We start from the raw sequence: 25,027 nt of genomic DNA on the forward strand, positions 1-25,027 counted from the left end.
TAATGTACACATGGTCTAAACGCCTTCGTCTTTCACAGACCGAACGTTCACCGCGTGCCACGCACAGAGCGCCGCTCGGCAAACGCCCGATCAGCTGGTTGGGTGCCGTCTTCTTTATGCCGCTGTTGCTGGCGGGCTGTGTCGATCGCGCCGTCAGCGGTGGCCTGAACCCTCAGCAGCAAGAGGCGATCCCGGATACCAAGGTGATTGATTACCGCACCGCGGCTTGCGATACCCTGTGGCAGTTGGACGACAAGGACGCGCTGGATAACGCGCTCTACTGGCTGCGCGCGATGGACTGCGCCGATCGTATCGGCTCGACCCAGGCGCGCGCGCTGGCGAAAACGGTGCCTGGCGACAGCTGGTCCGGCGTTTTCAAACAGAGCATCCTGCTGGGCAGCGCACAGCCGACCTCCGGCGAACGCCGCCAGATCATCGACAGGATCAACAGCTATCGGATGGAATTCCCTGGTTCACTGCGTCCGCTGACGCAGCTGTGGCGCCAGCAGCAATTGCTGCAGATCACGCTGTTCGATGAGAAAGCACGCTATCAGCATCTGCAGGAGAGCAGCGACAGCCAGATCGATTCGCTGCGCCAGAGCCAGGCGCGTCTGCAATCGCAGCTGCAGGACACCTCGCGCAAGCTGGAGAACCTGACCGATATCGAGCGCCAGCTCTCTTCGCGCAAGCAGCTGCAAGGGGAAATCCCGGACAACAGCGCAGGCTCGCAAAAGGGCGAATCCGCCGGTAAAAACGGCGCGGCCGCCAAAGGGGCTGAATCGCAGGACGAACCGGAAAAAGGCACCGCGCTGCCGGTTGAACCGGAAGACACCTATACGCCGCACCCTGCCAATAAGGAGTCCCACGCGCAATGACCGCACGCAAACCGGCCAATTTGCTCTTGGTTGACGACGATCCCAGCCTGCTGAAGCTGCTGGGCATGCGTCTGACCAGCGAAGGTTTTCACGTCACCACCGCCGAAAGCGGCCAGGAAGCGCTGCGCCTGCTGGCGCGCGAACAGATCGATCTGGTGATCAGCGATCTGCGTATGGACGAGATGGACGGCATGGCGCTGTTCGCCGAGATCCAAAAGCATCAGCCGGGCATGCCGGTGATCATCCTCACCGCGCACGGTTCGATTCCCGATGCGGTGGCCGCCACCCAGCAGGGGGTGTTCAGCTTCCTCACCAAACCGGTGGATCGCGATGCGCTGTATAAGGCCATCGACGAGGCGCTCGCGCTGTCGGCCACCCCGGCCGGCGACGAGGCCTGGCGCGAAGACATCGTCACCCGCAGCCCGCTGATGCTGCGCCTGCTGGAGCAGGTGAAAATGGTGGCGCAGTCCGACGTCAGCGTCTTGATCAACGGCCAGAGCGGCACCGGTAAAGAGGTGGTGGCGCAGGCGATCCACGCGGCCAGCCCGCGCGCCGGCAAGGCGTTCATCGCCATCAACTGCGGCGCGCTGCCGGAGCAGCTGCTGGAGTCCGAACTGTTCGGCCATGCCAAGGGCGCCTTTACCGGCGCGGTCAGCAGCCGCGAAGGGCTGTTCCAGGCGGCAGCGGGCGGCACGCTGTTCCTCGACGAGATCGGCGATATGCCGCTGTCGCTGCAGGTGAAGTTGCTGCGCGTGCTGCAAGAGCGCAAGGTGCGGCCGCTGGGCAGCAACCGCGATCTGGACATTGACGTGCGCATCATCTCCGCCACCCACCGCGATCTGCAAAAGGCGATGGCGAAGAACGAGTTCCGCGAGGATCTCTACTACCGCCTCAACGTGGTGAACCTGAAGATCCCGGCGCTCAACGAACGCGCCGAAGATATCCCGCTATTGGCCAATCACCTGTTGCGCGAAGCGGCTCAGCGGCACAAGCCGTTCGTGCGCAGCTTCTCGACCGACGCCATGAAGCGGCTGATGACCGCCAGCTGGCCGGGCAACGTGCGTCAGCTGGTCAACGTCATCGAGCAGTGCGTGGCGCTGACTTCGGCACCGGTGATCAGCGAAGCGCTGGTGGAGCAGGCGCTGGAAGGGGAAAACACCGCGCTGCCGACCTTCGCCGAAGCGCGCAACCAGTTCGAGTTGCACTACCTGCGCAAGCTGCTGCAGATCACCAAGGGCAACGTGACCCAGGCCGCGCGCATGGCGGGCCGCAACCGCACCGAGTTTTACAAATTGCTGTCGCGCCACGAACTGGACGCCAACGATTTTAAAGAATGACAGTTTGCCGCCGGCGCCTGCCACGCAGGTTCTCAACAAATCCGGCGGAATGATTTACACTCCGTTCTCTTTTGCCGCGGCGCGCCCCGGCGTAGAGCACCATGGAACGTATTAAGCGGGATCGTACACAAATGAGCAGATCACTTTCCATCGCCCTGGCCCAGCTGAACCTGCTGGTCGGCGACATTGAAGGCAACACCGAACGCATGTTGCAAATCGTGCAGGAGCAGCAGAAGGCGGGAGCCGATCTGGTCATGTTCAGCGAACTGGCGCTGTCCGGCTACCCGCCCGAAGATCTGCTGTATCGCAATGACTTCTATCAGCGCTGCGACGCGCAGCTGCTGCGCCTGCAGCAGGCCTCCGCCGAGACGGCGATCCTGGTTGGCCACCCGTGGCGCGAAGGCGACAAGCTGTATAACGCGCTGTCGCTGTTTGCCGAAGGCCGCCTGCTGACCCGCTACTTCAAGCAGCAGCTGCCGAACTACGGCGTGTTCGATGAGAAGCGCTATTTCCACGCCGGTAACGACACCTGCGTGGTGGAGCTGAAAGGCTACCGTCTGGGTCTGCTGATTTGCGAAGATCTGTGGTTCCCTGAGCCGATCGACGCCGCCAAGGCCGCCGGCGCGGAAATTATCTTGTCGATCAACGCCTCGCCGTATAACCGCGAAAAGCCGTATATCCGCAAAACGCTGATGGCCGGCCACTGCCAGCGCACCCAGCTGCCGCTGGTGTACCTCAATCAGGTCGGCGGCCAGGATGAGCTGATCTTCGACGGCTGCTCCAAGGTATTCGACGCCGCCGGCACCATGACTCACCGTCTGGCGGCCTTCGACGAGCAGGTGACTCGTCTGGAATTCAACGAGCTGGCCGTGGTGCCGATGGCCGATCCGGCCGCTGAGCTGCCGCAGCTGGCGCAGGTGTACCAGGCGCTGGTGTTGGCGGTGCGCGACTACGTGACCAAAAACGGCTTTAAAGGCGCGGTGCTGGGCCTGTCCGGCGGCATTGACTCGGCGCTGACGCTGGCGATCGCCGTGGATGCGCTGGGCAAAGACAAGGTGCAGGCGCTGATGATGCCGTTCCGCTATACCGCAGATATCAGCATCGCCGACGCCAAGGAAGAGGCGGAAATCCTCGGCGTGGAGTTCGATATCGTCTCCATCGAACCGATGTTCGACGCCTTTATGGGCCAGCTGTCGCCGATGTTCGCCGGCACCGAGCGCGACACCACCGAAGAAAACCTGCAGGCGCGTTGCCGCGGGGTGGTGCTGATGGCGCTGTCCAACAAACGCCGCAGCATCGTGCTGACCACCGGCAACAAGAGCGAAATGGCGGTGGGTTACGCCACGCTGTACGGCGATATGGCCGGCGGTTTCGACGTGCTGAAGGACGTGCCGAAAACGCTGGTGTTCAAGCTGTCCGAATACCGTAACACCGTCTCCTACGTGATCCCGCAGCGGGTGATCGATCGTCCGCCGTCCGCCGAGCTGGCGCCGGATCAGGTCGATCAGGACAGCCTGCCGCCGTACGATATCCTGGACGCGATCCTGGAAGGCTACGTTGAGCGCGACAAGTCGGTTGCCGATCTGGTGGCCGAAGGGTTCGACGAAGCGATCGTGCGCAAGGTGATCCGCCTGGTGGACATCAACGAATACAAGCGGCGTCAGGCGGCCGTCGGGCCGCGTATCACCGCCCGTAACTTCGGCAAAGACCGCCGCTACCCCATCACATCCGGTTTTGGCCGCAAAAATTGGTAAAAGGAAAGAAGATGAAAAAGATCGACGCGATTATCAAGCCGTTCAAACTGGATGACGTCCGCGAAGCGCTGGCCGAAGTGGGCATCACCGGTATGACGGTCACCGAAGTGAAAGGCTTCGGCCGCCAGAAGGGCCACACCGAGCTGTACCGCGGTGCCGAGTACATGGTCGACTTTTTGCCTAAGGTGAAGATCGAGATCGTGGTTGCCGACGATATCGTCGACACCTGCGTGGAAACCATCATGCAAACCGCGCAGACCGGCAAGATCGGCGACGGCAAAATCTTCGTCTTCGACGTGGCGCGCGTGGTGCGCATCCGTACCGGCGAGCAGGACGAAGAAGCGATCTGATCCTCCGCAGGATCATCGGCTATTCAGGGCGCAGCGTGCTGCGCCCTTGTCATTTCTGCTCCCCGCGCATCATGCTTCTTCGCCTCGCCGTTTCCCTCTTTTTGCTCGTCGGCATTCTAAAAAAGCGAACGCTATCGCGTTTTTGATACTTTTCCCGATCGCTTTTCTCGCGGGATCTACAATCAATCTAACTATCTTGATTGAGGTGATCCCCAATGAATTTCAAGTTGCGGCTAGGCGGCAAGGGCGTGCATCCCCAGGAGCTTACTCAGGTAAGTGACTGGGGGGACAAATCTGCCGGGAGCAGATTTGAACGCTGCTTGCAGCGGCCCGTTAGGGCGTGGCCTACGGATGGGCCACGTAATAGAACGCAGACAACAACGCAGCGGCTTGAAAGGCGATGGGGATGATGACGTTACGCCAAATCCGCCACTTCATCGCGGTGGCGGAAACCGGGTCGATCTCCGCCGGCGCCCAGGCGGTGTTTGTCTCCCAGTCTTCGCTGACGCTGGCGATCCAGCAGTTGGAAACCGAGATCGGCGTGCGGCTGTTCGATCGCCACGCCAAGGGCATGACGCTGACCCATCAGGGGCATCAGTTTTTGCGCCAGTCGTATCTGATCCTGGCGACGGTGGACAACGCCAAGCGCAGCCTGCAGATCGGCACCGAAAGCCTGACCGGCAAGCTGACCGTCGGCGTTACCAGCCTGGTGGCCGGCTACTTCCTGGTGGAGCTGCTCACGCGCTTTAAATCGGCCTATCCCAACGTCACCGTGCAGGTGGTTGAAGACGAGCGCCCGTATATTGAGCACCTGCTGGTCAGCGGCGAGATCGACATCGGCGTGCTGATCCTGTCGAACATCGAAGACCGCGACGCGCTGCAGACCGAGGTGCTGATGCACTCGCCGTATCGCCTTTGGCTGCCGCCGTTGCACCCGCTGCTGGAGCACGAGAGCATCAGCCTGGCGGACGTGGCCAAACAGCCGCTGATCCAGCTCAACGCCGATGAAATGGACGTGCACGCGCGGCGCATCTGGTCGCGCGCCGGGCTGAAGCCGGAGATCGCCATGAAGACCGCCTCGACCGAGGCGGTGCGCAGCCTGGTGGCGGCGGGGATGGGGGTCTCCATCCAGCCGGACATGGCGTACCGCGCCTGGTCGCTCGAGGGCAACATGATCGAGGCGCGTAAGCTGGACGATCTGCTGGAGCCGCTGGATATCGGGCTGGCGTGGCGGCGCGGCAGCGCGCGGCCGGAGCTGGTAACGCCGTTCCTTACCATCGCGCGCGAGAACGGCAGCAAACACGCCGCCGGGCTTAAGCATTCGATTTAATCGAACGCGGCGTTCAGTATTTAGAATTTGTTGCCCGCCAGAGGCTCGCTTAGGCTGATTAAAACTAACTTATTCACATTTGGTTAACGTTTTTGTCACTTAGGGGCGTCAGGCGATGGCAGATGTGCAGGTTCTCTCAGGTTTGTCCTGTCAGCAGTTCATTAACGGTCAGTTGGTCGACGGCGAAGGCCAGCAGGAGTGCATCGTCAATCCGGCCAACGGCGAGACGCTGATCGCCCTGACCGAAGCCTCTTCGGCGCAGGTCGGCGGCGCGGTGAAAGCCGCGCAGCAGGCGTTCGGCCACTGGTCGCGCACCACGCCGGCCCAGCGCGCCGCTCTGTTGCTGCGGATCGCCGACGCCATTGAGCGGCAGGCGCCGCAGCTGGCGCAGCTGGAAGCCCTCAACTGCGGTAAACCGCTGCATCAGGCGCTCAATGACGATCTGCCGGCGGCGGTCGACGTGTTCCGCTTTTTCGCCGGCGCGGTGCGCACGCAGCAAGGGCAGCTGGCCGGCGAGTATGTGCCGGGCCACACCTCGATGATCCGCCGCGATCCGATCGGCGTGGTGGCCTCGATCGCCCCCTGGAACTATCCGCTGATGATGGCGGCGTGGAAGATTGCGCCGGCGTTGGCGGCGGGCAATACCGTGGTGTTTAAACCCTCCGAACATACGCCGCTGACCATTCTGGCGCTGGTGCCGGCGCTGCAGGAGATCCTGCCGCCGGGCGTGCTGAATATCGTCTACGGCGGTGGGGAAGGGGTCGGCAGCCAGCTGGTGGGGCACCCGCAGGTGCGGCTGGTGTCGGTCACCGGCGATATCGTCACCGGGCAAAAAATTCTTCAGGCGGCGGCCAAAAGCGTCAAGCGTACCCACCTGGAACTGGGGGGCAAGGCGCCGGTGATCGTCTGCGACGACGCCGATCTCGACGAGGTGGTCAACGGCATTCGCACCTACGGCTATTACAACGCCGGCCAGGACTGCACCGCCGCCTGCCGTATCTATGCGCAGGCGGGTATCTATCCCAAGCTGGTGGACGCGCTGGGCGAGGCGGTCGCCAGCCTGCGTTTCGCCCGCAAGCGCGATCAGGACAACGAGATCGGCCCGTTGATAAGTAGCCGCCAGCGCGATCGCGTCGCCAGCTTCGTCGAGCGAGCGCTCAGTCAACCGCATATCGAATTGATCACCGGTGCCGCGGCCCACTCCGGGCCGGGGTTCTACTACCAGCCGACCCTGCTGGCGGGCTGCCTGCAAAGCGACGAAATCGTGCAGCGCGAGGTGTTTGGCCCGGTGGTCAGCATCACGCGCTTCGAACACCTGGAGCAGGCGGTCGAGTGGGCCAACGACTCGGAATACGGGCTGGCTTCGTCGGTGTGGACGCAAAATATCGATCGGGCGCTGCACATTGCCGCCCATCTGCAGTACGGCAGCACCTGGATCAACACCCATTTCACCTTGGCGAGCGAGATGCCGCACGGCGGCCTGAAACGCTCCGGCTACGGCAAGGATCTGTCCAGCGATTCGCTGCAGGATTACAGCGTTGTCAGGCACGTAATGGCGAAGTTCAAAGCCAGCTTCTAGCGGTTCTATAAAGCAAAATCAGGCGGCAGCCGTTCCCTGCCGCACACAGATACGCAACACAGGGGTAATTACGATGAGAAAAACTACCGCAGTCACCACCACCGTCTCCGCGCTTTGTCTCACCGTGCTGTGCGGCCTGGCTCAGGCGGCCGATCTGCCGCAGTCGCTGGGCAAAGGCGAAGGCCGGCTGGATATCATCGCCTGGCCCGGCTACATCGAACGCGGCCAGTCCGACAAAAACTACGACTGGGTCACCCAGTTTGAAAAGCAAACCGGCTGCGCGGTGAACGTGAAGACCGCCGCCACCTCCGATGAAATGGTCAGCCTGATGGCCAAGGGCGGCTACGATCTGGTGACCGCCTCCGGCGACGCCTCGCTGCGCCTGATCTTCGGCAAGCGGGTGCAGCCGATCAACACCGCGCTGATCCCGAACTGGAAGAACATCGATCCGCGCCTGCTGAACGGCGCCTGGTACACCGTGGACGGCAAAACCTACGGCACGCCGTACCAGTGGGGGCCGAACCTGCTGATGTACAACACCAAAACCTTCCCGACGCCGCCGGACAGCTGGGCGGTGATCTTCCAGCAGCAGAACCTGCCGGACGGCAAGAGCAACCAGGGCCGGGTGCAGGCTTACGACGGCCCGATCTACATCGCCGACGCGGCGCTGTTCCTGAAGGCCACCCAGCCGCAGCTCGGCATCAGCGATCCTTACCAGCTCAACGAAGAGCAGTATCAGGCGGCGCTGAAGCTGCTGCGCAGCCAGCACGCGCTGATCCACCGCTACTGGCATGACACCTCGGTGCAGATGAGCGACTTTAAAAACGAAGGCGTGGTGGCCTCCAGCGCCTGGCCGTATCAGGCCAACGCCCTGAAGGGCGAGGGGCAGCCGATCGCCACCGTGTTCCCGAAAGAGGGCGTGACCGGCTGGGCGGACACCACCATGCTGCATGCCGACGCCAAGCACCCGAGCTGCGCCTACCAGTGGATGAACTGGTCGCTGGAGCCGAAGGTGCAGGGCGACGTGGCGGCCTGGTTCGGATCGGTGCCGGCTTCACCGGCGGGCTGCAAGGCCAGCGCGCTGCTGGGTGAGAAGGGCTGCGAAACCAACGGCTTCAACCAGTTCGACAAAATCGCCTTCTGGAAAACGCCGCAGGCGCAGGGCGGCAAGTTCGTGCCGTACAGCCGCTGGACCCAGGATTACATCGCCATCATGGGCGGCCGCTAATATCCCCTTCATACTTCAAGCCGCCTCTTTGTTGGCTGCCCGCACTTACCCCGGTCACGTACGATTTGTACGCTCCCGGGGATGCGTTTGGTTGCCGCCTCGATGCAGCTCGAATTATTTTGCGGATAGGTCTGGTTAGGTTACGGGTTGTCGCCCAATCCGCCGAAGTCATTTGATTTTTTGGAGCACAGGAAATGACCATTGCCGTGCAATTCATCGATGTTTCGCGGACTTTCGGCGATGTTCGCGCCGTGGATCGGGTATCTATCGACATTCAGGACGGGGAATTCTTCTCCATGCTCGGGCCGTCCGGCTCGGGCAAAACCACCTGCCTGCGCCTGATCGCCGGCTTTGAACAGCTCACTTCCGGCTCGATTCGCATCCACGGCCAGGAAGCCGCCAACCTGCCGCCGTATCAGCGCGACGTGAATACCGTGTTTCAGGATTACGCGCTGTTCCCGCACATGTCGGTGCTGGAAAATGTCGCCTATGGCCTGATGGTGAAGGGCGTCGCTAAACGCGAGCGGCTGGCGCGGGCGCAAGAGGCGCTGGAGAGCGTGGCGCTCGGTTTCGTTGCCGAACGCAAGCCGGCGCACCTGTCGGGCGGCCAGCGGCAGCGCGTGGCGTTGGCGCGCGCGCTGGTCAATCGGCCGCGGGTGCTGCTGCTGGACGAACCGCTCGGCGCGCTGGATCTCAAGCTGCGCGAGCAGATGCAGGGCGAGCTGAAGAAGCTGCAGCGCCAGCTGGGTATCACCTTTATCTTCGTCACCCACGATCAAAGCGAAGCGCTGTCGATGTCCGATCGGGTCGCGGTGTTCAATAACGGCCGCATTGAACAGGTGGATACGCCGCGCGAGCTTTACATGCGGCCGAAGACGCCGTTCGTCGCCGAGTTCGTCGGCACCTCCAACGTGGTGCGCAGCGAGCTGGCGCAGCGCCTGCTCGGCGAAAGCCGAACCTTCTCGATCCGGCCGGAACACATCCGCCTGCTGGAGTACGGCGGCGCGGCGCAGGACGAGATCCAGGTGCAGGGCACGCTGCAGGAAATCCATTACCAGGGTGCGGCCACGCGGTATGAAATCGCGCTGAACGGCGGCGAAAAGCTGCTGGTCAGCCAGGCCAATCCGCAGTGGATCGCCGAAGGGCAACAGCGGCAGATTGGCCAGCCGATCGTCGCCTGCTGGCCGCGCGCGGCGATGGTACCGCTGCTGGAGGAGAGGTGAGATGGACATGAGCATCGATTCCCCCTCGGCGCGCGGCGGTACCGTGCGCGCGCTGTCGACCTGGCTTTATCGCCGGCCGACGCTGTATCTGCTTTTGCTGCTGGTGCCGCCGCTGCTGTGGTTTGGCGCGGTGTACCTCGGTTCGCTGCTGACGCTGCTGTGGCAAGGGTTTTACACCTTCGACGATTTCACCATGGCGGTGACGCCGGATCTGACCTTCGCCAACCTGGCGGCGTTGTTCAACCCGGCCAACTACGACATCATCCTGCGCACGCTGACCATGGCGGTGCTGGTGTCGCTGGCCAGCGCGGCGCTGGCGTTCCCGATCGCCTATTACATGGCGCGTTACACCAGTGGCCGCGTCAAGGCGTTCTTTTACATCGCGGTGATGATGCCGATGTGGGCCAGCTATATCGTTAAAGCCTATGCCTGGACCCTGCTGCTGGCGAAAGACGGCGTGGCGCAATGGTTCCTGCAGCACCTGGGGCTGGAGCCGCTGTTGGCTTCGCTGCTGACGGTGCCCGGCGTCGGCGGTAACACGCTGTCGACCTCGGGGCTGGGGCGTTTTCTGGTGTTCGTCTATATCTGGCTGCCGTTCATGATCCTGCCGATCCAGGCGGCGCTGGAGCGCCTGCCTCCCTCGCTGCTGCACGCCTCGGCGGATCTGGGCGCGCGACCGGCGCAGACCTTCCGCCACGTCATTTTGCCGCTGGCGGTACCGGGCATCGCCGCCGGATCGATCTTCACCTTCTCGCTGACGCTGGGCGACTTTATCGTGCCGCAGCTGGTGGGGCCGCCGGGCTATTTCATCGGCAGCATGGTGTACGCCCAGCAGGGTGCGATCGGCAATATGCCGATGGCCGCGGCCTTTACGCTGGTGCCGATCGTCCTGATCGCCATCTACCTTTCTATCGTCAAACGTCTGGGGGCTTTCGATGCACTCTGAACGCGCGCCCTTAGGGCTGAAGCTGGCCGCCTGGGGCGGACTGATCTTCCTGCATTTCCCGTTGGCGATCATCGCCATCTACGCCTTCAACACCGAGGATGCCGCCTTCAGCTTCCCGCCGAAGGGGTTCACGCTGCACTGGTTCAACGTTGCCGCCGGGCGGCAGGACATCATCGATGCGGTGCTGCTGTCGGCGCAGATCGCCTGCCTGGCGACCGCCATCGCGCTGGTGCTCGGCACCCTGGCGGCGGCGGCGCTGTATCGGCGCGATTTCTTCGGCAAGGACAGCATTTCGCTGCTGTTGCTGCTGCCGATCGCGCTGCCGGGGATCGTCACCGGTCTGGCGCTGCTGGCGGCGTTCAAGGCGCTGAACATCGAGCCGGGCATCCTGACTATCGTCGTCGGCCATGCGACGTTCTGTGTGGTGATCGTGTTCAACAACGTCATCGCCCGGTTCCGCCGCACCTCGTACAGCCTGATCGAAGCGTCGATGGATCTCGGCGCCGACGGCTGGCAAACCTTTCGTTACGTGATCTTGCCGAACCTCGGCTCGGCGCTGCTGGCCGGGGGCATGCTGGCGTTCGCGCTGTCGTTCGATGAAATCATCGTGACCACCTTTACCGCCGGCCACGAGCGCACGCTGCCGCTGTGGCTGCTGAACCAGCTCGGTCGCCCGCGCGACGTGCCGATCACCAACGTGGTGGCGCTGTCGGTAATGCTGTTGACCATGCTGCCGATCCTCGGCGCTTACTACCTGACCAAAGGTGGGGAAAGCGTCGCCGGCAGCGGCAAATAATTTCCTTACCCGACCTCTGATAAAAGGATAACCCTATGCAAAGCCAACTGTTGATTGACGGCCAACTGGTGAATGGCCAGGGCGCGACCCAGCCGGTGTATAACCCGGCGACCGGCGAAGTGATTGCGCAGGTGGCGGAGGCCAGCCCGGAGCAGGTCGATCGCGCGGTGCTGGCGGCGGACGCCGCGTTCGCCGCCTGGGGGCAAACCACGCCGAAGGAGCGCGCCGAGCATCTGCTCAAGCTGGCGGATTTGATCGACGAGCATGCCGAGACTTTCGCCAGGCTGGAGTCGCTCAACTGCGGCAAACCTTATCACTGTGTGTTGAACGACGAACTGCCGGCGGTGGCCGACGTGTTTCGCTTCTTCGCCGGGGCCAGCCGCTGCCTGACCGGCATGGCGGCCGGCGAGTATCTGGCCGGGCATACCTCGATGATCCGCCGCGATCCACTCGGCGTGGTGGCCTCGATCGCGCCGTGGAACTACCCGCTGATGATGGCGGCCTGGAAACTGGCGCCGGCGTTGGCGGCGGGCAACTGCGTGGTAATCAAGCCGTCGGAGCAGACGCCGCTGACCACTTTCAAACTGGCCGAACTGGCCGTCGGGCTGTTCCCGCCGGGCGTGCTCAACGTGCTGTTCGGCCGCGGCGCCGGCGTCGGCGATCGGCTGACCGGGCATGACAAGGTGCGCATGGTGTCGCTGACCGGCTCGATCGCCACCGGCGAGCACATCATCGCCCACACCGCCGCCGGCATTAAGCGCACCCATATGGAGCTGGGCGGCAAGGCGCCGGTGCTGGTGTTCGACGACGCCGATCTGCAGCAGGTGGTGGACGGCATTCGCGGCTTCGGTTTCTACAACGCCGGGCAGGATTGTACCGCCGCCTGCCGCATCTACGCGCAGAAAAGCATTTATCCCGAGCTGGTGAAGCGGCTGGGCGAGGCGGTGGCCAGCCTGAAGATCGGTGCGCCGGACGACGAGAGCACCGAGCTGGGGCCATTGATTACCGCCCAGCATCTGGAGCGGGTCGCCGGTTTTGTCGAGCGCGCCAAAGCGTTGCCGCACGTGCAGGTGGTGACCGGCGGCGAGAAGGTGAAGGGGCCGGGTTACTACTTCCAGCCGACGCTGCTGGCCGGCGCGCGCCAGGAGGATGAGATCGTGCAGCGCGAGGTGTTCGGCCCGGTGGTGACGGTGACGCCGTTCGACGACGAAGAGCAGGTGCTGGCCTGGGCGAACGAATCCAACTACGGGCTGGCGTCGTCCGTGTGGACCCGCGACGTGGGCCGCGCGCATCGCTTAAGCGCCCGCCTGCAATACGGCTGCACCTGGGTGAACACCCACTTCATGCTGGTGAGCGAAATGCCGCACGGCGGCCAGAAACTGTCCGGCTACGGCAAGGACATGTCGATGTACGGGCTGGAGGATTACACCGCCATTCGTCATGTGATGTTCAAACATTGATTTTACAATAATTATCCGCACAATAGCGCGGCCTTCGGGCCGGCCCCGGCCGGCCGATGATAATAAAAAAGGAAGCCTATATGGGTATCACCAGACGCGATTTTCTCAACGGGGTGGCGATCACCATCGCCGCCGGGTTGACGCCGCTGCAAATCTTGCGCGCGTCGCCGCAAACCGCCAATCAAACCCTGTACTACCCGCCGGCGCTGACCGGGCTGCGGGGTAACCATCCGGGCTCGTTCGAGCATGCGCACCAGCTGGGGCGCGACGGTAAAACCTTTGATTTCGGCAGCGTGCCCGCCGTTGAAGAGTTCGATCTGGTGGTGGTCGGCGCCGGCATCAGCGGGCTGGCGGCCGCCTGTTTCTGGCAGCAGCTGAAAGGCGAGCAGCAGCGCATTCTGCTGATCGACAACCATGACGACTTCGGCGGCCACGCCAAGCGCAACGAATTCAGCACCGACGACGGCATGCTGCTCGGCTACGGCGGCAGCGAATCGCTGCAGTCGCCGCGCTCCAACTTCAGCCCGGTGGCGATGGGGCTGCTGCGCAAGCTCGGCGTCGATATCGATCGGCTGGAGCAGGCGTTTGACACCACCTTCTACCCGGATCTGAACCTGAGCCGCGGGGTTTACTTCGATCGCAAGAACTTCGGCGTCGACAAAGTGGTGAGCGGCGATCCGGGCCGCACGGTGGCGGACGACATTCCGCGCGATCGCCTCAACGGCCGCTCTTATGAAGCGTTCATCGGTGATTTCCCGCTGCCGGAAAGCGATCGGCAGGCGCTGATCGCGCTGCATACGGTGGAGAAAGATTATCTGCCGGAGATGACGCTGGAGCAGAAGATCGAGTGGCTCGATACCCACAGCTACACCCAGTTCCTGCGTGAAAAAGTGGGCTTGAGCGAGCTGGCGATCCGTTATTTCCAGCAGACCACCAACGACTTCCAGGCGGTGGGCATCGACGGCACGTCGTGCAGCGATGCGCGCATCTGCGATCTGCCGGGCCTCGGCGGCATGAATCTGCCGCCGCTGGACGAAGAGTCGCAGGCGGATCTCGACGATCCTTACGTGTTCCACTTCCCGGACGGCAACGCCACGCTGACGCGCCTGATGGTGCGCAAGCTGATCCCGGCGGTGGCGCCGGCCGGCAAAGACATGAATGACGTGGTGCTGGCCAAATTCGACTACAGCCAGCTCGATCGGCCGGAGTCGCCGGTGAAGCTGCGTTTGAACAGCACCGGGCTGCACGCGGCCAACGTCGGCGACAAGGTGGAAGTCACCTATATGACCGGCGAGAAGATGACCAAGGTGCGTGCCGGGCAGGTGGTGATGGCCGGCTACAACATGATGATCCCGTACCTGGTGCCGGAGATGTCGCACGAGCAGCAGGAGGCGCTCAAGCAGAACGTCAAGGCGCCGTTGGTGTACAGCAAAGTGGTGATCCGCAACTGGCAGCCGTTCATCAAGCTGGGCGTGCACGAAATTTATTCGCCGGCCGCGCCGTACAGCCGCGTGAAGCTGGACTACCCGGTGAGCATGGGCGGGTATCAGCACCCGCGCGATCCGGACCGGCCAATCGGCCTGCATATGGTCTACGTGCCGACGTTGCCGGGCAGCGGCCTCAGCCCGCGCGAGCAGTCGCGCAAAGGGCGCGCGCTGCTGCTGGGCACGCCGTTCGAGGTGCATGAGCAGATGATCCGCGAACAGCTGCAGGGCATGCTGGGCGAGGCGGGTTTCGACCATCAGCGCGATATTCAGGCGATCACCGTCAACCGCTGGTCGCACGGTTATTCCTACTTCCTCAACGGGCTGTTTGACGATGAAGAAGAAGCCAAGAAAATCATCGAAACGGCGCGGCAGCCGATCGGTAAGATCGTTATCGCCAACTCCGATTCTGACTGGAGCCCGTACGCCAACTCGGCGATCGATCAGGCGTGGCGCGCGGTGAACGAACTGGCCTACGGTAAGGTTGCCGCCAAGGAGGGAGCATGAGTTTGCGTTCGCTGTACCTGTTGAGCCTGCTGGCTGCCGGCGGCTCGGCCCAGGCGATGTCGGCCGGGGAATATGTCGCCAAAGCCGGCGACTGCACCGCCTGCCACACCGCGCCGGGCGGCGCTGAACTGGCGGGAGGCATGAAGTTCCCGACGCCGCTCGGGGCTATCTACGCCACCAACATCACGCCGGACAAGCTGCACGGCATCGGCGCCTATTCGTTCGAAGAGTTCGATCGCGCCATGCGCCAGGGGGTGGCCAAAGATGGTCACCGGCTTTACCCGGCGATGCCGTACACCTCGTACGCTAAAATGAGCGCGGAAGACATGCGCGCGCTGTATGACTATCTGATGAATGAAGTGCCGGCGCAGAACGTCGCCAACCGGGACAGCGACATCAGCTGGCCGCTGTCGATGCGTTGGCCGCTGGCGGTGTGGAACCAGCTGTTCCACGACGACCAGCCGTATCAGGCAGATCCGCAGCAAAGCGCCGAGTGGAACCGCGGCGCCTACCTGGTGCAGGGCGCGGGCCATTGCGGCAGCTGCCACACGCCGCGCGGCTGGGCGATGCAGGAGAAGGGGCTGGACGGTAAGGCGCCGGTATTCCTGAGCGGCGCCGAGCTGGACGGCTGGTATGCCTCCAATCTACGCGGCCTGCCGCCGGAAGAGGTGACGGCGCTGCTGAAAACCGGCCGCAGCCGCCATGCGGCGGTCGCCGGGCCGATGAGCGAGGTGGTGACCCACAGTACGCAGTATCTCAGCGACGGCGATCTGAACGCCATTGCGGTGTACCTGCGCAGCCTGGCGCCGGAAACCGCCGCCAAAGCCGCTGCGCCTGCCGTGCAGGCGAATAATCCGGGCGGCAAGGCGACCTACGCGATGTACTGCTCGACCTGCCACGGCAACAAGGGCGAAGGCACCGATTTTGCCATTCCGGCGCTGGCGGGCAATGCCACGGTAACGGCGGACAATCCGCTGACCGCGCTGCGGGTGGTGCTGGAGGGGGCGCATACGCCAGCCACGCAGCACGCGATGGCGTTCGATATGCCGGCTTACGGCTGGGCGTTGAACGATCGGCAGGCGGCGGATCTGATGAGCTATCTGCGGGGAAGCTGGGGCAACCAGGCGGCACCGGTGACGGTGCAGCAGGTGCAGGACGCGCGCCAACTGCAGGCGAAATGAGAGGGGAGCGCGGTCTGACGGCCGCGCTCCGCAAGCATTACAGCACCTTATGCGGGCCGAAACATTCGTAGTGGATGCGTTCGGCCTCTACGCCCATCTCCAGCAGCTGTTTGCCCACGAACTGCATGAAGGCCACCGGGCCGCAGAAGTAATAGTGCATCTGCGGATCGGCCAGGCTGCCTTGCAGCGCGCTCAAATCCATCAATCCGCGGCTGTGGTAGTCGCGGCCTTCCACGTCATCGGCACCCGGCTCGCGGTACCACACATGGTGGCTCAGATTCGGCATACGCCCGGCAATATCCGCTACCTCATCGGCAAAGGCGTGCACGCTGCCGTTTTCCGCCGCGTGCAGCCAGTGGACCTGCGCCTGATGCTGGTTGTCGTGCAGGGTGTTGAGCATGCCGAGCATCGGGGTTTGGCCGACGCCGGCGGAGATCAGCGCCACCGGCGTGGTCGGTGCCACGTCGAGGAAGAAGTCGCCGTGCGGCGGGGCGATGTAGATCACGTCGCCTTCCTGCGCCTGCTGGTGCAGGTAGTTGGATACTTTCCCCTGATCTTCGCGCTTCACCGCGATGCGGTAGAACTCGCCGTTCGGCGAGGTGGTCAGCGAGTACTGGCGAATTTCCTGATGCTCCAGGCTGTCGTGCTTGATGTAGACCGCCAGGTATTGCCCCGGTTTGAAGTCCGCCACCCGGCCGCCGTCCACCGGTGCCAGCACGAAGCTGCAGATCACGTCGCTCTGCGGCTGTTTCTTCAGGATGCGGAACGCGCGCAGATCGCGCCAGCCGCCGTTGTCGGTTTCGCTCTGCTGATAAATCTGCTCTTCACGCTGGATAAATACGTTGGCCAGCACGCCGTAGGCTTTGCCCCAGGCGTCCAGGACTTCCTGGCCTGGGCTGAACATTTCGTCCAGCGTCGCCAGCAGATGACCACCGACGATGTTGTACTGCTCCGGCTGGATATTGAAGCTGGTGTGCTTCTGCGCGATGCGCTCCACCGCCGGCAACAGCGCCGCCAGGTTCTCGATGTTGGCGGCATAGGCGCAGATGGCGTCGAACAGCGCCTGACGCTGATCGCCGTTGCGCTGGTTGCTCATGTTGAAAATGTCTTTCAATTCCGGGTTGTGCGCGAACATGCGATCGTAAAAGTGGGCGGTCAGCTTCGGCCCGGTCGCAGCCAGCAGGGGAATAGTGGATTTCACGGTGGCGATGGTTTGGCTATCCAGCATGGAAGCGCTCCTTGGGTTGAGATCTTGACGAGAATTTTAATGATGTATTTTAAATGCATCTTATTGGGTTCCGCGTCGCTTGTAAATACCCTTGTTTTCGTTGCGGTGTTCTTCGGGCGTCGATCGCGCTCACAGAACATGAAAAAAGCGCATTGTTCGCATGAGGAAATGTCCGTTGATAAACGGCGGTGTTTCGCGGATCAAAGCCTTGCGCCACCTTATGCCAATCGTTTGCGTAAAAACCTCTGTCAAGACCTATCTTCGGTGGGGCGAAACGGTTTACACTGTGGCCCAGAACCCAAACGGGTAGTTATTTGGTGATTTTTTAGTTAGCTGATTTAAGTCAGGAGATGCCGGATGTTAAAGCGTGAAATGAACATTGCCGATTACGATGCGGAACTGTGGCGTGCCATGGAGCAGGAAGTGGTGCGTCAGGAAGAGCACATCGAGCTGATCGCGTCTGAGAACTACACCAGCCCGCGCGTGATGCAGGCTCAAGGTTCCCAGCTGACCAACAAATACGCTGAAGGCTATCCGGGCAAGCGTTACTACGGCGGCTGCGAATACGTGGATATCGTTGAACAGCTGGCTATCGATCGCGCCAAAGAATTGTTCGGCGCCGATTACGCCAACGTGCAGCCGCACTCCGGCTCCCAGGCTAACTTCGCCGTGTACACCGCGCTGCTGCAGCCGGGCGACACCATTCTGGGCATGAACCTGGCGCACGGCGGCCACCTGACCCACGGTTCTCCGGTCAACCTGTCCGGCAAACTGTATAACGTGGTGCCTTACGGCATCGACGACAAAGGCCAAATCGACTATGACGATCTGGCCAAGCAGGCGCAAACCCACAAGCCGAAAATGATCATCGGCGGCTTCTCCGCTTACTCCGGCGTGGTTGACTGGGCCAAAATGCGCGAAATCGCCGACAGCATCGGCGCTTACCTGTTCGTCGACATGGCGCACGTGGCGGGCCTGATCGCCGCCGGCGTGTACCCGAACCCGGTACCGCACGCGCACATCGTCACCACCACCACCCACAAAACCCTGGCGGGCCCGCGCGGCGGCCTGATCCTGGCGAAGGGCGGCGACGAAGAGCTGTACAAAAAGCTGAACTCCGCCGTGTTCCCTGGCGGCCAGGGCGGCCCGCTGATGCACGTGATCGCCGGCAAGGCGGTGGCGCTGAAAGAAGCGATGGAGCCTGAGTTCAAGGTTTACCAGCAGCAAGTGGCGGTCAACGCCAAGGCGATGGTGGACGTGTTCCTGCAGCGTGGCTACAAAGTGGTCTCCGGCGGCACCCATAACCACCTGTTCCTGCTGGATCTGGTCGACAAAAACCTGACCGGTAAAGAAGCGGACGCTGCCCTGGGCCGCGCCAACATCACCGTCAACAAGAACAGCGTGCCGAACGATCCGAAGAGCCCGTTCGTCACCTCCGGCGTGCGTATCGGCACCCCGGCCGTGACCCGTCGCGGCTTCAAAGAGGCCGACGTGCGCGAACTGGCCGGTTGGATCTGCGATGTGCTGGACAACATCAACGATGAAGCCACCATCGAACGCACCAAGAAGAAAGTGCTGGATATCTGCGCCCGCCTGCCGGTTTACGCATAATCCCGCTTTCGCCTGACAAAACCCGCTGCGGCGGGTTTTTTTATGCCCGCTAGCAGCAAACTGTGAACTGTATGGCACTCTAACGTATTGAAGTGGAATGACGATTGCGGGGCGGTGTGAGCTCTGTCAAAGTATTGCCCTCACTCCGGAGGGATCATGGTTCTGCAATCAACGCGTTGGCTCGCTCTCAGTTATTTCACCTACTTCTTTTCCTATGGCATCTTCTTACCGTTCTGGGGCGTATGGCTGAAAGGTGAGGGCATCGCGCCCGAAACCATCGGCATGTTGCTCGGTGCCGGCTTGGTGGCCCGCTTCCTCGGCAGTTTACTGATTGCACCCCGCGTTAAAGATCCCTCTCATTTAGTCTCCGCCCTGCGCCTGCTGGCGCTGCTGACCCTGGCCTTCGCGGTCGGCTTTTGCTTCGGCAACGGCTGGGGCTGGCTGATGCTGGTGATAGCGGGTTTCAACCTGTTCTTCTCGCCGCTGGTGCCGCTGACCGACGCGCTGGCCGGCACCTGGCAAAAGCAGATCCGCATGGACTACGGGCGGGTGCGGCTGTGGGGCTCGCTGGCGTTCGTCATCGGCTCGGCGCTGACCGGGCAGCTGGTGGCGGTGTGGGGCCATAACGCGATTCTCTACAGCCTGATCTTCAGCGTGTTGGCGATGCTGCTGGGCATGTTGCTGAAGCCGAGCGTCATGCCACAGGGCGAAGCGCGCACGCACAGCGGAGCCGAGCGCTCGCTGTGGGCACTGTTGAAAGAGGGGCCGGTCTGGCGCTTCCTGCTGTGCGTCACGCTGCTGCAGGGGGCGCATGCCGGCTACTACAGCTTCGGCTCCATTTACTGGCAGGAGGCGGGCTATTCGGCCTCGACTATCGGCTATCTGTGGTCGCTGGGCGTGGTAGCGGAAGTGATTATTTTCGCCAGCAGCAACGTGCTGTTTCGCCGCTGGAATGCGCGCAACCTGTTGCTGCTTTCCGCCTGCTGCGGCGTGTTGCGCTGGAGCCTGATGGCCTACAGCACCGAACTGGGCTGGCTGCTGCTGATCCAGATCCTGCACTGCGGCACCTTCACCGTCTGCCATCTGGCGGCGATGCGCTTTATCGCCGCGCGCCAGGGGCAAGAGGTGATCCGGTTGCAGGCGGTGTATTCGGCGCTGGCGATGGGCGGCGGTATCGCCGTCATGACGGTCATTGCCGGGTTCCTGTTCGAACATTGGCAGGGCGGGGTATTCTGGGTGATGGCGGCGGTCGCGGTGCCGGCCTTGTTCATCCGGCCGCCGGCGGTCAGCGTCAGCCGCTGATTAAGGGGCTTCCAGCAGCGCGCGGATCGCCTGGCGCTGCCGGGTTTCCAGCGGCAGTTCGGTATAGATCAGCGGCGGGTGCGGATCGCTGTGCACCGCCGCATAAGGGGTGATCACCAGCATGATGCCCTGCGGCGCTCCGCCGCGCAGATAGTCGCTCAGCGGCAGATACTTGATGTTCAGCGGCAGCAGCGTGAGCTCGCGGATCTGGTATTCCACTTCTTCTTCCAACTGCGGGTTGTCCAGCGTCAGCAGCAGCACCTGTTTTTCCTGCAGCGCGTTGTCCTGCATCAGCCAGGCGCCGAAGCTGATGGCCACCAGGCCCGCCTCCTCGTTGGAAAAATGCACGCCGTACTCCTGTTCCAGCGGTTTCAACGCTTCCTGCGTGGTGCGCATTAGCCGCGGGTATTTGCGCACCACTTCTTCCAGCAGCATATTGTCGATGCCGATGGCGAAACGGCAGCGCTCCAGCGCCGGCGCCAGGTGGGCGAACAGCTGGCTGACCAGCTCCGCCTTGCTGCTGAAGGCCATGCCGGAAAGCTGCTGGAAGCGCTCGACCATGCTGTCGATGGCCGCCATCAGCCGCTGTTCCTGCGCGGAGTCGTTGCTGTGGTAGCTGTGATTTTTCAACATGGTAAACGTCAGCGCCAAAAAATCGCGCTCGTCTGCCTGCGGCGGCTGGTTAAACAGCCGGTTGCAGACCTGATGCAGCCAGGCGGCGGCCTGCTGCTCCGGCTTTTGCCGCAGCCAGTCGCGCTGAACGGCGTCGAAACGCGGATGCTGCCGCAGGCGATTTTGCCAGGCGCAGTAGAGCAGATAATGCTGCAGGAATTGGCGGTCGCGCGCATCGAAGCGGCGGTTGAGCAGCGGTTCGCAAGCATCGATCGCCTCTGCCAGCGCAGACGCCGGGGCGGCATCGGCCGCCAGTGCGTGCCGCAGGCGCGGGGCGAAATCGCCTTCAACGAATTGCGGGCTGCAGCGCAGGGCCCGCCGCAGCCAATGGATCAGGCACAGGCGCTGGTCGAGCGCGCTGCCCCGCAGCTGGTAACCGCGATCGGGACCGACGGCGATCTCCAGGTGGTGGAAACGCTGGATTTCACTGGCCACCTCGGCTATATCTTGCCGGGTTATCGGGGGGGCGACGCCGTTGATTCGGCTTAGGGTCTCCAGCTGCAACTCGGGCTCCGGCGTGTACAGCATCAGCAGCAGATGGCAGCGCCGTTGTTGTCCGGAGAGCTCGGGCACGGGAGAGGTGTCCAGGCTCATTATCACCTTCCGGCATAAAAGGTTGCGATTATGCCTAAGCATAGCAAAAGGCTTTGTAATGGCAGGGTTACTGCGCGGCTTTTACTTCGGCTTACAACTTTCGTCACAAATATCGCCGGGAGAGGCGGGCCGTTCGGTATTTATTTGTGTTACGTTATAACAAATGCAGGTAAGACAGGATAATGATGAAGTTACGTCGTCTTTTGGCTGCCTTCGGCGCCGTGTTCAGCGCCGGTGCGATCGCGCATCCGCACAGCTTTATCGACATGAATACCACCTTCGTCGCCAAAGACCAGCGGCTGGTCGGCCTGAAAATGGTGTGGGTGATGGATGAAATCACCTCGGCGGATTTGCTCTACGATGCGAAAAACGCCAAGAGCGATTCGGAAGTGTGGAAAAAGCTGGCGGCGGAAGTGATGGCCAACGTGCTGGGGCAGCACTATTTCACCGATCTTTACCGCGACGGCAAGCCGGTGAAATACCTGAACTTGCCCAGCGAATATCACCTGTCGCGCCAGGGTAATCAGGCGGTGCTGGAGTTCGTGCTGCCGTTGGCCGAACCGCAGCCGCTGGCGGGCAAGCCGTTCGAACTTTCTACTTACGATCCGACTTATTTCGTGGATATGACCTATAAAGACCAAAATGCGCTGCATCTGCCGCCGGAGATGGCGCAGCTGTGCAGCTACAAGCTGATGACGCCGAAGCCGAATGCGTCGCTGCAGGCCTATGCGCTGTCGCTCGACAAGAACGACTCGCCCGGTGAGGACCTGGCGCTGGGGCAGCAGTTCGCCCAGCGGGTGACGCTGCAATGTCGTTAAATTTCTCACCACCGACGACGAGCCGACGCCACTGGGTCTTCGGTCTGTGGCCGCTGCTGCCGTTCACGCTGGCGCTGGCGGCCGCCGCGCTGCTGGCGTGGCACTATTGGCCGCAGCTGCTGATGCAGAGCGTGGTATGGCAAAAAGCGCTGCACCAGCAGATGGCGGGGCTGTTACAGCAGGTGAAGGCTGCACCGCAGCAGGCCGGGCTGGCGCTGATGCTGTTCAGCCTCGGCTATGGCATCTTGCATGCGCTCGGCCCCGGCCACGGCAAAGTGGTGATCGCCACCTACCTGGCTACCCATCCGGCGCGGTTGAAAAGCAGCCTGAAGCTGACCTTCGCCGCCTCGTTGGTGCAAGGCGGGGTAGCGATCGCGCTGGTCACGCTGATGCTGGTGGTATTGCAGCTCTCTTCGCGCCAGCTGCACCAAAGCAGCTTCTGGCTGGAAAAGGGCAGTTTTATTCTGGTGATGCTGCTTGGCGTGCTGCTGAGTTGGCGCGCGCTGAAACGCCTGTTTGCGGCGATCAAGGCGATGCGCCCGGCACCGGCGCTGCGCATCAACAGCCTGACGCCGCTGGCGGCGGATCATGTGCACAGCGCCCACTGCGGCTGCGGCCACCGGCATCTGCCGAGCGACAGCGAGCTGCAGGCGGGAAGCGACTGGCGCACTCAGGCCGCCATCGTGCTGGCGATGGGCATGCGCCCCTGTTCGGGGGCGATTTTGGTGCTGCTGTTCTCCAAGGTGATCGGCGTGTTCGGCTGGGGAGTGATCTCCGCGCTGGCGATGGCGTTCGGCACCTCGTTGACCATCTCGATGCTGGCACTGCTGGTGCATTACAGCCGCCGGCTGGCGGTGCGCCTCAGCCGTTCGCGCGCGCCCGCGGCCTGGAGCGCGGTGGCCTGGGGGGCGTTGGCGCTGGCCGGCGGCCTGATCCTGCTGGCTGCGGGGCTGTTGCTGTACGTCAGCGCGCAGCCGGAATTCGGCGGCGGCATCCGGCCCTTCTCCCGCTAACGGGCATAAAAAAAGCGCTGCATCGGCAGCGCTTTTTTTCGATTCGCTTCTGGCGATTAACGCTTCAGCGCTTCGCTCAGCTCTTCACGCATGGTGGCCAGCATGGCTTTCACTACGCGCGGGTTGCCTGCAACCACGTTGCCGGAGCTGAAGTGGTTGTGGCCACCGACGAAGTCGGTCACCAGGCCGCCGGCTTCACGCACCAGCAGTTCGCCCGCGGCGAAATCCCACGGCTTCAGGCCGATTTCGAAGAACCCGTCTACGCGACCGGCGGCCACATAGGCCAGATCCAGCGCTGCGGAACCGGTGCGGCGGAAGTCTGCGCACTGGGTGAACAGCTTGCCGACGATGTTGATGTAAGGCGTTGCGTGCTGCTTGACCTTGAACGGGAAGCCGGTCGCCAGGATGGTGCCATCCAGATCTTTGGCGTTGGTGCCGCGCAGGCGGTAACCGTTGAGCTGTGCGCCCTGGCCGCGAGTGGCGGTGAACAGTTCGTTGCGCATCGGATCGTAAACCACGGCCACTTCAGTGCGGCCTTTGATGCGTACGGCGATGGAAACGGAGAAATGAGGGAAACGTTTGATGAAGTTTGCAGTGCCATCCAGTGGATCAATCACCCATTGCACATCGCGATCTTCGCCGATCAGCTCACCGCGTTCTTCGCTCACGATACTGTGTTGCGGATAAGACTTGCGGATGACGTCGATGATCAGATGCTCTGCATCGCGATCGACGTTGGTGACGAAGTCATTGGTCCCTTTCTGGCTCGCTTCTACAGCGTCCGGGGTTTCGTAGTTTTTGGCAATCAGGTTACCGGCCTTGCGCGCAGCGCGCACGGCGATAGTCAGCATCGGATGCATGGGTATCTTCCAACTAGGATGTTAAAGAACAGGAAACGGCGCGAAGTATAGCAGCTGTTCGGCAAATTGCCTATGGCTGTGTTAAGATGCTGCGATTTTCCGCCACGCTCAGAGTTTGTATGCTGCACAATATCCGCATTGTTCTGGTAGAGACTTCACATACCGGCAACATGGGCTCGACCGCCAGAGCCATGAAAACCATGGGTTTAACCAACCTTTATCTGGTTAATCCGCTGATCAAACCCGATTCTCAGGCCATCGCCCTGGCCGCCGGTGCCAGCGACGTGATCGGCAACGCCACTATTGTCGACACCCTCGATGACGCCATCGCCGGCTGTAGCCTGGTGGTGGGCACCAGCGCACGTTCTCGCACCTTGCCGTGGCCGATGCTGGAGCCGCGTGAATGCGGCGTGCGCGCGGTGCACGAAGGCGAACACGCGCCGGTGGCGCTGGTGTTCGGCCGCGAACGCGTCGGGCTGACCAATGATGAACTGCAGAAGTGCCACTACCACGTCGCCATTCCGGCCAACCCGGACTACAGCTCGCTGAACCTGGCGATGGCGGTGCAGATCCTGGCGTATGAAGTGCGCGTGGCTTACCTCGATCGCCAACAGGCGGGCGCGCCGCAGCTGGAAGAGACGCCGTATCCGCTGGTGGACGACCTCGAGCGTTTCTATCAGCACCTGGAGCAGACGCTGCAGCGCACCGGCTTTATTCGCCCGTCCCATCCGGGCCAGGTGATGAGCCGCCTGCGTCGTTTGTTCACCCGTGCGCGCCCGGAAGGGCAGGAGCTGAATATCCTGCGCGGCATGCTGACGTCGATCGAGAAACAGGATAAACATCAAGGTAATTAATTGATGTGGCATAACGGTGGGCGAC

At 62.5% G+C, this 25,027-nt stretch carries 21 protein-coding genes; 18 read left to right on the forward strand and 3 right to left on the reverse strand.

The features are described from left to right. The first annotated feature begins 2 nt into the window (after positions 1 to 2). The 13 genes from qseG to GF111_RS18935 all read left to right on the forward strand — a co-directional run bounded on the left by qseG (position 3) and on the right by GF111_RS18935 (position 16,050). Positions 3 to 875, forward strand: a complete 873-nt coding sequence (gene qseG / locus GF111_RS18875) for a two-component system QseEF-associated lipoprotein QseG (protein ID WP_047730860.1) — start codon at positions 3 to 5, stop codon at positions 873 to 875. Then, positions 872 to 2,212: a two-component system response regulator GlrR gene (gene glrR, locus GF111_RS18880; protein WP_025303931.1), complete on the forward strand. Its 1,341-nt coding sequence runs from the start codon at positions 872 to 874 to the stop codon at positions 2,210 to 2,212. The genes qseG and glrR overlap by 4 nt, the downstream gene beginning before the upstream one ends. Before the next feature lie 131 nt (positions 2,213 to 2,343). After that, a complete protein-coding gene (locus GF111_RS18885; protein WP_025303930.1) occupies positions 2,344 to 3,966 on the forward strand; it encodes an NAD+ synthase in 1,623 nt (540 codons plus the stop codon). A gap of 11 nt (positions 3,967 to 3,977) precedes the next feature. After that, positions 3,978 to 4,316 (forward strand): nitrogen regulatory protein P-II, encoded by a 339-nt coding sequence (gene glnB / locus GF111_RS18890; RefSeq protein WP_004847623.1) that lies wholly within the window; start codon positions 3,978 to 3,980, stop codon positions 4,314 to 4,316. 406 nt (positions 4,317 to 4,722) lie between these two features. Further along, a complete protein-coding gene (locus GF111_RS18895) occupies positions 4,723 to 5,646 on the forward strand; it encodes a LysR substrate-binding domain-containing protein (RefSeq protein ID WP_038874511.1) in 924 nt (307 codons plus the stop codon). 115 nt (positions 5,647 to 5,761) lie between these two features. After that, entirely contained in the window at positions 5,762 to 7,225 is a 1,464-nt protein-coding gene (locus tag GF111_RS18900; protein ID WP_047730064.1) for a gamma-aminobutyraldehyde dehydrogenase, read from the forward strand. Between the two features lie 73 nt (positions 7,226 to 7,298). Next, a complete protein-coding gene (ydcS, locus tag GF111_RS18905) occupies positions 7,299 to 8,453 on the forward strand; it encodes a putative ABC transporter substrate-binding protein YdcS (protein ID WP_033635611.1) in 1,155 nt (384 codons plus the stop codon). Between the two features lie 194 nt (positions 8,454 to 8,647). After that, the gene (locus GF111_RS18910) at positions 8,648 to 9,676 is read left to right on the forward strand and encodes an ABC transporter ATP-binding protein (RefSeq protein WP_047730065.1); all 1,029 of its coding nucleotides are present in this window, start codon (positions 8,648 to 8,650) and stop codon (positions 9,674 to 9,676) included. Position 9,677: 1 nt separating this feature from the next. Beyond that, positions 9,678 to 10,622: an ABC transporter permease gene (locus GF111_RS18915; protein WP_033644105.1), complete on the forward strand. Its 945-nt coding sequence runs from the start codon at positions 9,678 to 9,680 to the stop codon at positions 10,620 to 10,622. Next, positions 10,612 to 11,418, forward strand: coding sequence for an ABC transporter permease (locus GF111_RS18920; protein ID WP_038874514.1), 807 nt, complete (start codon positions 10,612 to 10,614; stop codon positions 11,416 to 11,418). Before GF111_RS18915 ends, GF111_RS18920 begins: the two co-directional genes overlap by 11 nt. Before the next feature lie 35 nt (positions 11,419 to 11,453). Then, positions 11,454 to 12,878: an aminobutyraldehyde dehydrogenase gene (patD, locus tag GF111_RS18925; RefSeq protein WP_047730066.1), complete on the forward strand. Its 1,425-nt coding sequence runs from the start codon at positions 11,454 to 11,456 to the stop codon at positions 12,876 to 12,878. A gap of 80 nt (positions 12,879 to 12,958) precedes the next feature. Next, a complete protein-coding gene (locus GF111_RS18930) occupies positions 12,959 to 14,869 on the forward strand; it encodes an FAD/NAD(P)-binding protein (protein WP_047730067.1) in 1,911 nt (636 codons plus the stop codon). Beyond that, on the forward strand, positions 14,866 to 16,050 hold the full coding sequence (locus GF111_RS18935; RefSeq protein WP_048234562.1) for a cytochrome c: 1,185 nt from the start codon (positions 14,866 to 14,868) through the stop codon (positions 16,048 to 16,050). Before GF111_RS18930 ends, GF111_RS18935 begins: the two co-directional genes overlap by 4 nt. A gap of 37 nt (positions 16,051 to 16,087) precedes the next feature. Here the strand turns inward: GF111_RS18935 and hmpA are convergent, their stop codons facing one another. Further along, a complete protein-coding gene (hmpA, locus tag GF111_RS18940; RefSeq protein WP_055312276.1) occupies positions 16,088 to 17,278 on the reverse strand; it encodes an NO-inducible flavohemoprotein in 1,191 nt (396 codons plus the stop codon). 357 nt (positions 17,279 to 17,635) lie between these two features. Here hmpA and glyA point away from each other — a divergent pair, with 357 nt between their 5' ends. Both glyA and GF111_RS18950 read left to right on the forward strand, forming a co-directional pair. Continuing rightward, positions 17,636 to 18,889 (forward strand): serine hydroxymethyltransferase, encoded by a 1,254-nt coding sequence (gene glyA / locus GF111_RS18945; RefSeq protein ID WP_025303922.1) that lies wholly within the window; start codon positions 17,636 to 17,638, stop codon positions 18,887 to 18,889. Between the two features lie 156 nt (positions 18,890 to 19,045). Continuing rightward, on the forward strand, positions 19,046 to 20,191 hold the full coding sequence (locus tag GF111_RS18950) for a 3-phenylpropionate MFS transporter (RefSeq protein ID WP_038874523.1): 1,146 nt from the start codon (positions 19,046 to 19,048) through the stop codon (positions 20,189 to 20,191). Here GF111_RS18950 and csiE read toward each other — a convergent pair whose 3' ends face one another. Continuing rightward, positions 20,192 to 21,457: a stationary phase inducible protein CsiE gene (csiE, locus tag GF111_RS18955; RefSeq protein ID WP_094461013.1), complete on the reverse strand. Its 1,266-nt coding sequence runs from the start codon at positions 21,455 to 21,457 to the stop codon at positions 20,192 to 20,194. Between the two features lie 182 nt (positions 21,458 to 21,639). Here csiE and GF111_RS18960 point away from each other — a divergent pair, with 182 nt between their 5' ends. Beyond that, positions 21,640 to 22,275: a DUF1007 family protein gene (locus tag GF111_RS18960; RefSeq protein ID WP_033651572.1), complete on the forward strand. Its 636-nt coding sequence runs from the start codon at positions 21,640 to 21,642 to the stop codon at positions 22,273 to 22,275. Further along, positions 22,266 to 23,288 carry a nickel/cobalt transporter gene (locus GF111_RS18965; protein WP_038874527.1) on the forward strand — a complete coding sequence of 341 codons (1,023 nt, stop codon included), beginning with the start codon at positions 22,266 to 22,268 and terminating at the stop codon, positions 23,286 to 23,288. The genes GF111_RS18960 and GF111_RS18965 overlap by 10 nt, the downstream gene beginning before the upstream one ends. 56 nt (positions 23,289 to 23,344) lie before the next feature. Here the strand turns inward: GF111_RS18965 and suhB are convergent, their stop codons facing one another. Continuing rightward, positions 23,345 to 24,148: an inositol-1-monophosphatase gene (suhB, locus tag GF111_RS18970; RefSeq protein ID WP_004941400.1), complete on the reverse strand. Its 804-nt coding sequence runs from the start codon at positions 24,146 to 24,148 to the stop codon at positions 23,345 to 23,347. Positions 24,149 to 24,267: 119 nt separating this feature from the next. On the opposite strand from suhB, the gene trmJ reads away from it, so the two are divergent. Beyond that, complete coding sequence (trmJ, locus tag GF111_RS18975; protein ID WP_025303916.1) at positions 24,268 to 25,002, forward strand: tRNA (cytosine(32)/uridine(32)-2'-O)-methyltransferase TrmJ; 735 nt, start codon at positions 24,268 to 24,270, stop codon at positions 25,000 to 25,002. Positions 25,003 to 25,027 lie beyond the last annotated feature (25 nt).

It is taken from the genome of Serratia sp. HRI (genome assembly GCF_010119335.3).
Classification (GTDB): domain Bacteria; phylum Pseudomonadota; class Gammaproteobacteria; order Enterobacterales; family Enterobacteriaceae; genus Serratia; species Serratia nevei.

Coding starts and splice junctions, on each gene's coding strand:
- GF111_RS18960 (WP_033651572.1), top strand. CDS start 21,640: ATGATGAAGTTACGTCGTCTTTTGGCTGCCTTCGGCGCCGTGTTCAGC.
- GF111_RS18930 (WP_047730067.1), top strand. CDS start 12,959: ATGGGTATCACCAGACGCGATTTTCTCAACGGGGTGGCGATCACCATC.
- csiE (WP_094461013.1), bottom strand. CDS start 21,457: ATGAGCCTGGACACCTCTCCCGTGCCCGAGCTCTCCGGACAACAACGG.
- hmpA (WP_055312276.1), bottom strand. CDS start 17,278: ATGCTGGATAGCCAAACCATCGCCACCGTGAAATCCACTATTCCCCTG.
- GF111_RS18915 (WP_033644105.1), top strand. CDS start 9,678: ATGGACATGAGCATCGATTCCCCCTCGGCGCGCGGCGGTACCGTGCGC.
- ydcS (WP_033635611.1), top strand. CDS start 7,299: ATGAGAAAAACTACCGCAGTCACCACCACCGTCTCCGCGCTTTGTCTC.
- GF111_RS18885 (WP_025303930.1), top strand. CDS start 2,344: ATGAGCAGATCACTTTCCATCGCCCTGGCCCAGCTGAACCTGCTGGTC.
- glyA (WP_025303922.1), top strand. CDS start 17,636: ATGTTAAAGCGTGAAATGAACATTGCCGATTACGATGCGGAACTGTGG.
- glnB (WP_004847623.1), top strand. CDS start 3,978: ATGAAAAAGATCGACGCGATTATCAAGCCGTTCAAACTGGATGACGTC.
- GF111_RS18950 (WP_038874523.1), top strand. CDS start 19,046: ATGGTTCTGCAATCAACGCGTTGGCTCGCTCTCAGTTATTTCACCTAC.
- trmJ (WP_025303916.1), top strand. CDS start 24,268: ATGCTGCACAATATCCGCATTGTTCTGGTAGAGACTTCACATACCGGC.
- GF111_RS18900 (WP_047730064.1), top strand. CDS start 5,762: ATGGCAGATGTGCAGGTTCTCTCAGGTTTGTCCTGTCAGCAGTTCATT.
- qseG (WP_047730860.1), top strand. CDS start 3: ATGTACACATGGTCTAAACGCCTTCGTCTTTCACAGACCGAACGTTCA.
- GF111_RS18965 (WP_038874527.1), top strand. CDS start 22,266: ATGTCGTTAAATTTCTCACCACCGACGACGAGCCGACGCCACTGGGTC.
- patD (WP_047730066.1), top strand. CDS start 11,454: ATGCAAAGCCAACTGTTGATTGACGGCCAACTGGTGAATGGCCAGGGC.
- GF111_RS18935 (WP_048234562.1), top strand. CDS start 14,866: ATGAGTTTGCGTTCGCTGTACCTGTTGAGCCTGCTGGCTGCCGGCGGC.
- glrR (WP_025303931.1), top strand. CDS start 872: ATGACCGCACGCAAACCGGCCAATTTGCTCTTGGTTGACGACGATCCC.
- suhB (WP_004941400.1), bottom strand. CDS start 24,148: ATGCATCCGATGCTGACTATCGCCGTGCGCGCTGCGCGCAAGGCCGGT.
- GF111_RS18895 (WP_038874511.1), top strand. CDS start 4,723: ATGATGACGTTACGCCAAATCCGCCACTTCATCGCGGTGGCGGAAACC.
- GF111_RS18910 (WP_047730065.1), top strand. CDS start 8,648: ATGACCATTGCCGTGCAATTCATCGATGTTTCGCGGACTTTCGGCGAT.
- GF111_RS18920 (WP_038874514.1), top strand. CDS start 10,612: ATGCACTCTGAACGCGCGCCCTTAGGGCTGAAGCTGGCCGCCTGGGGC.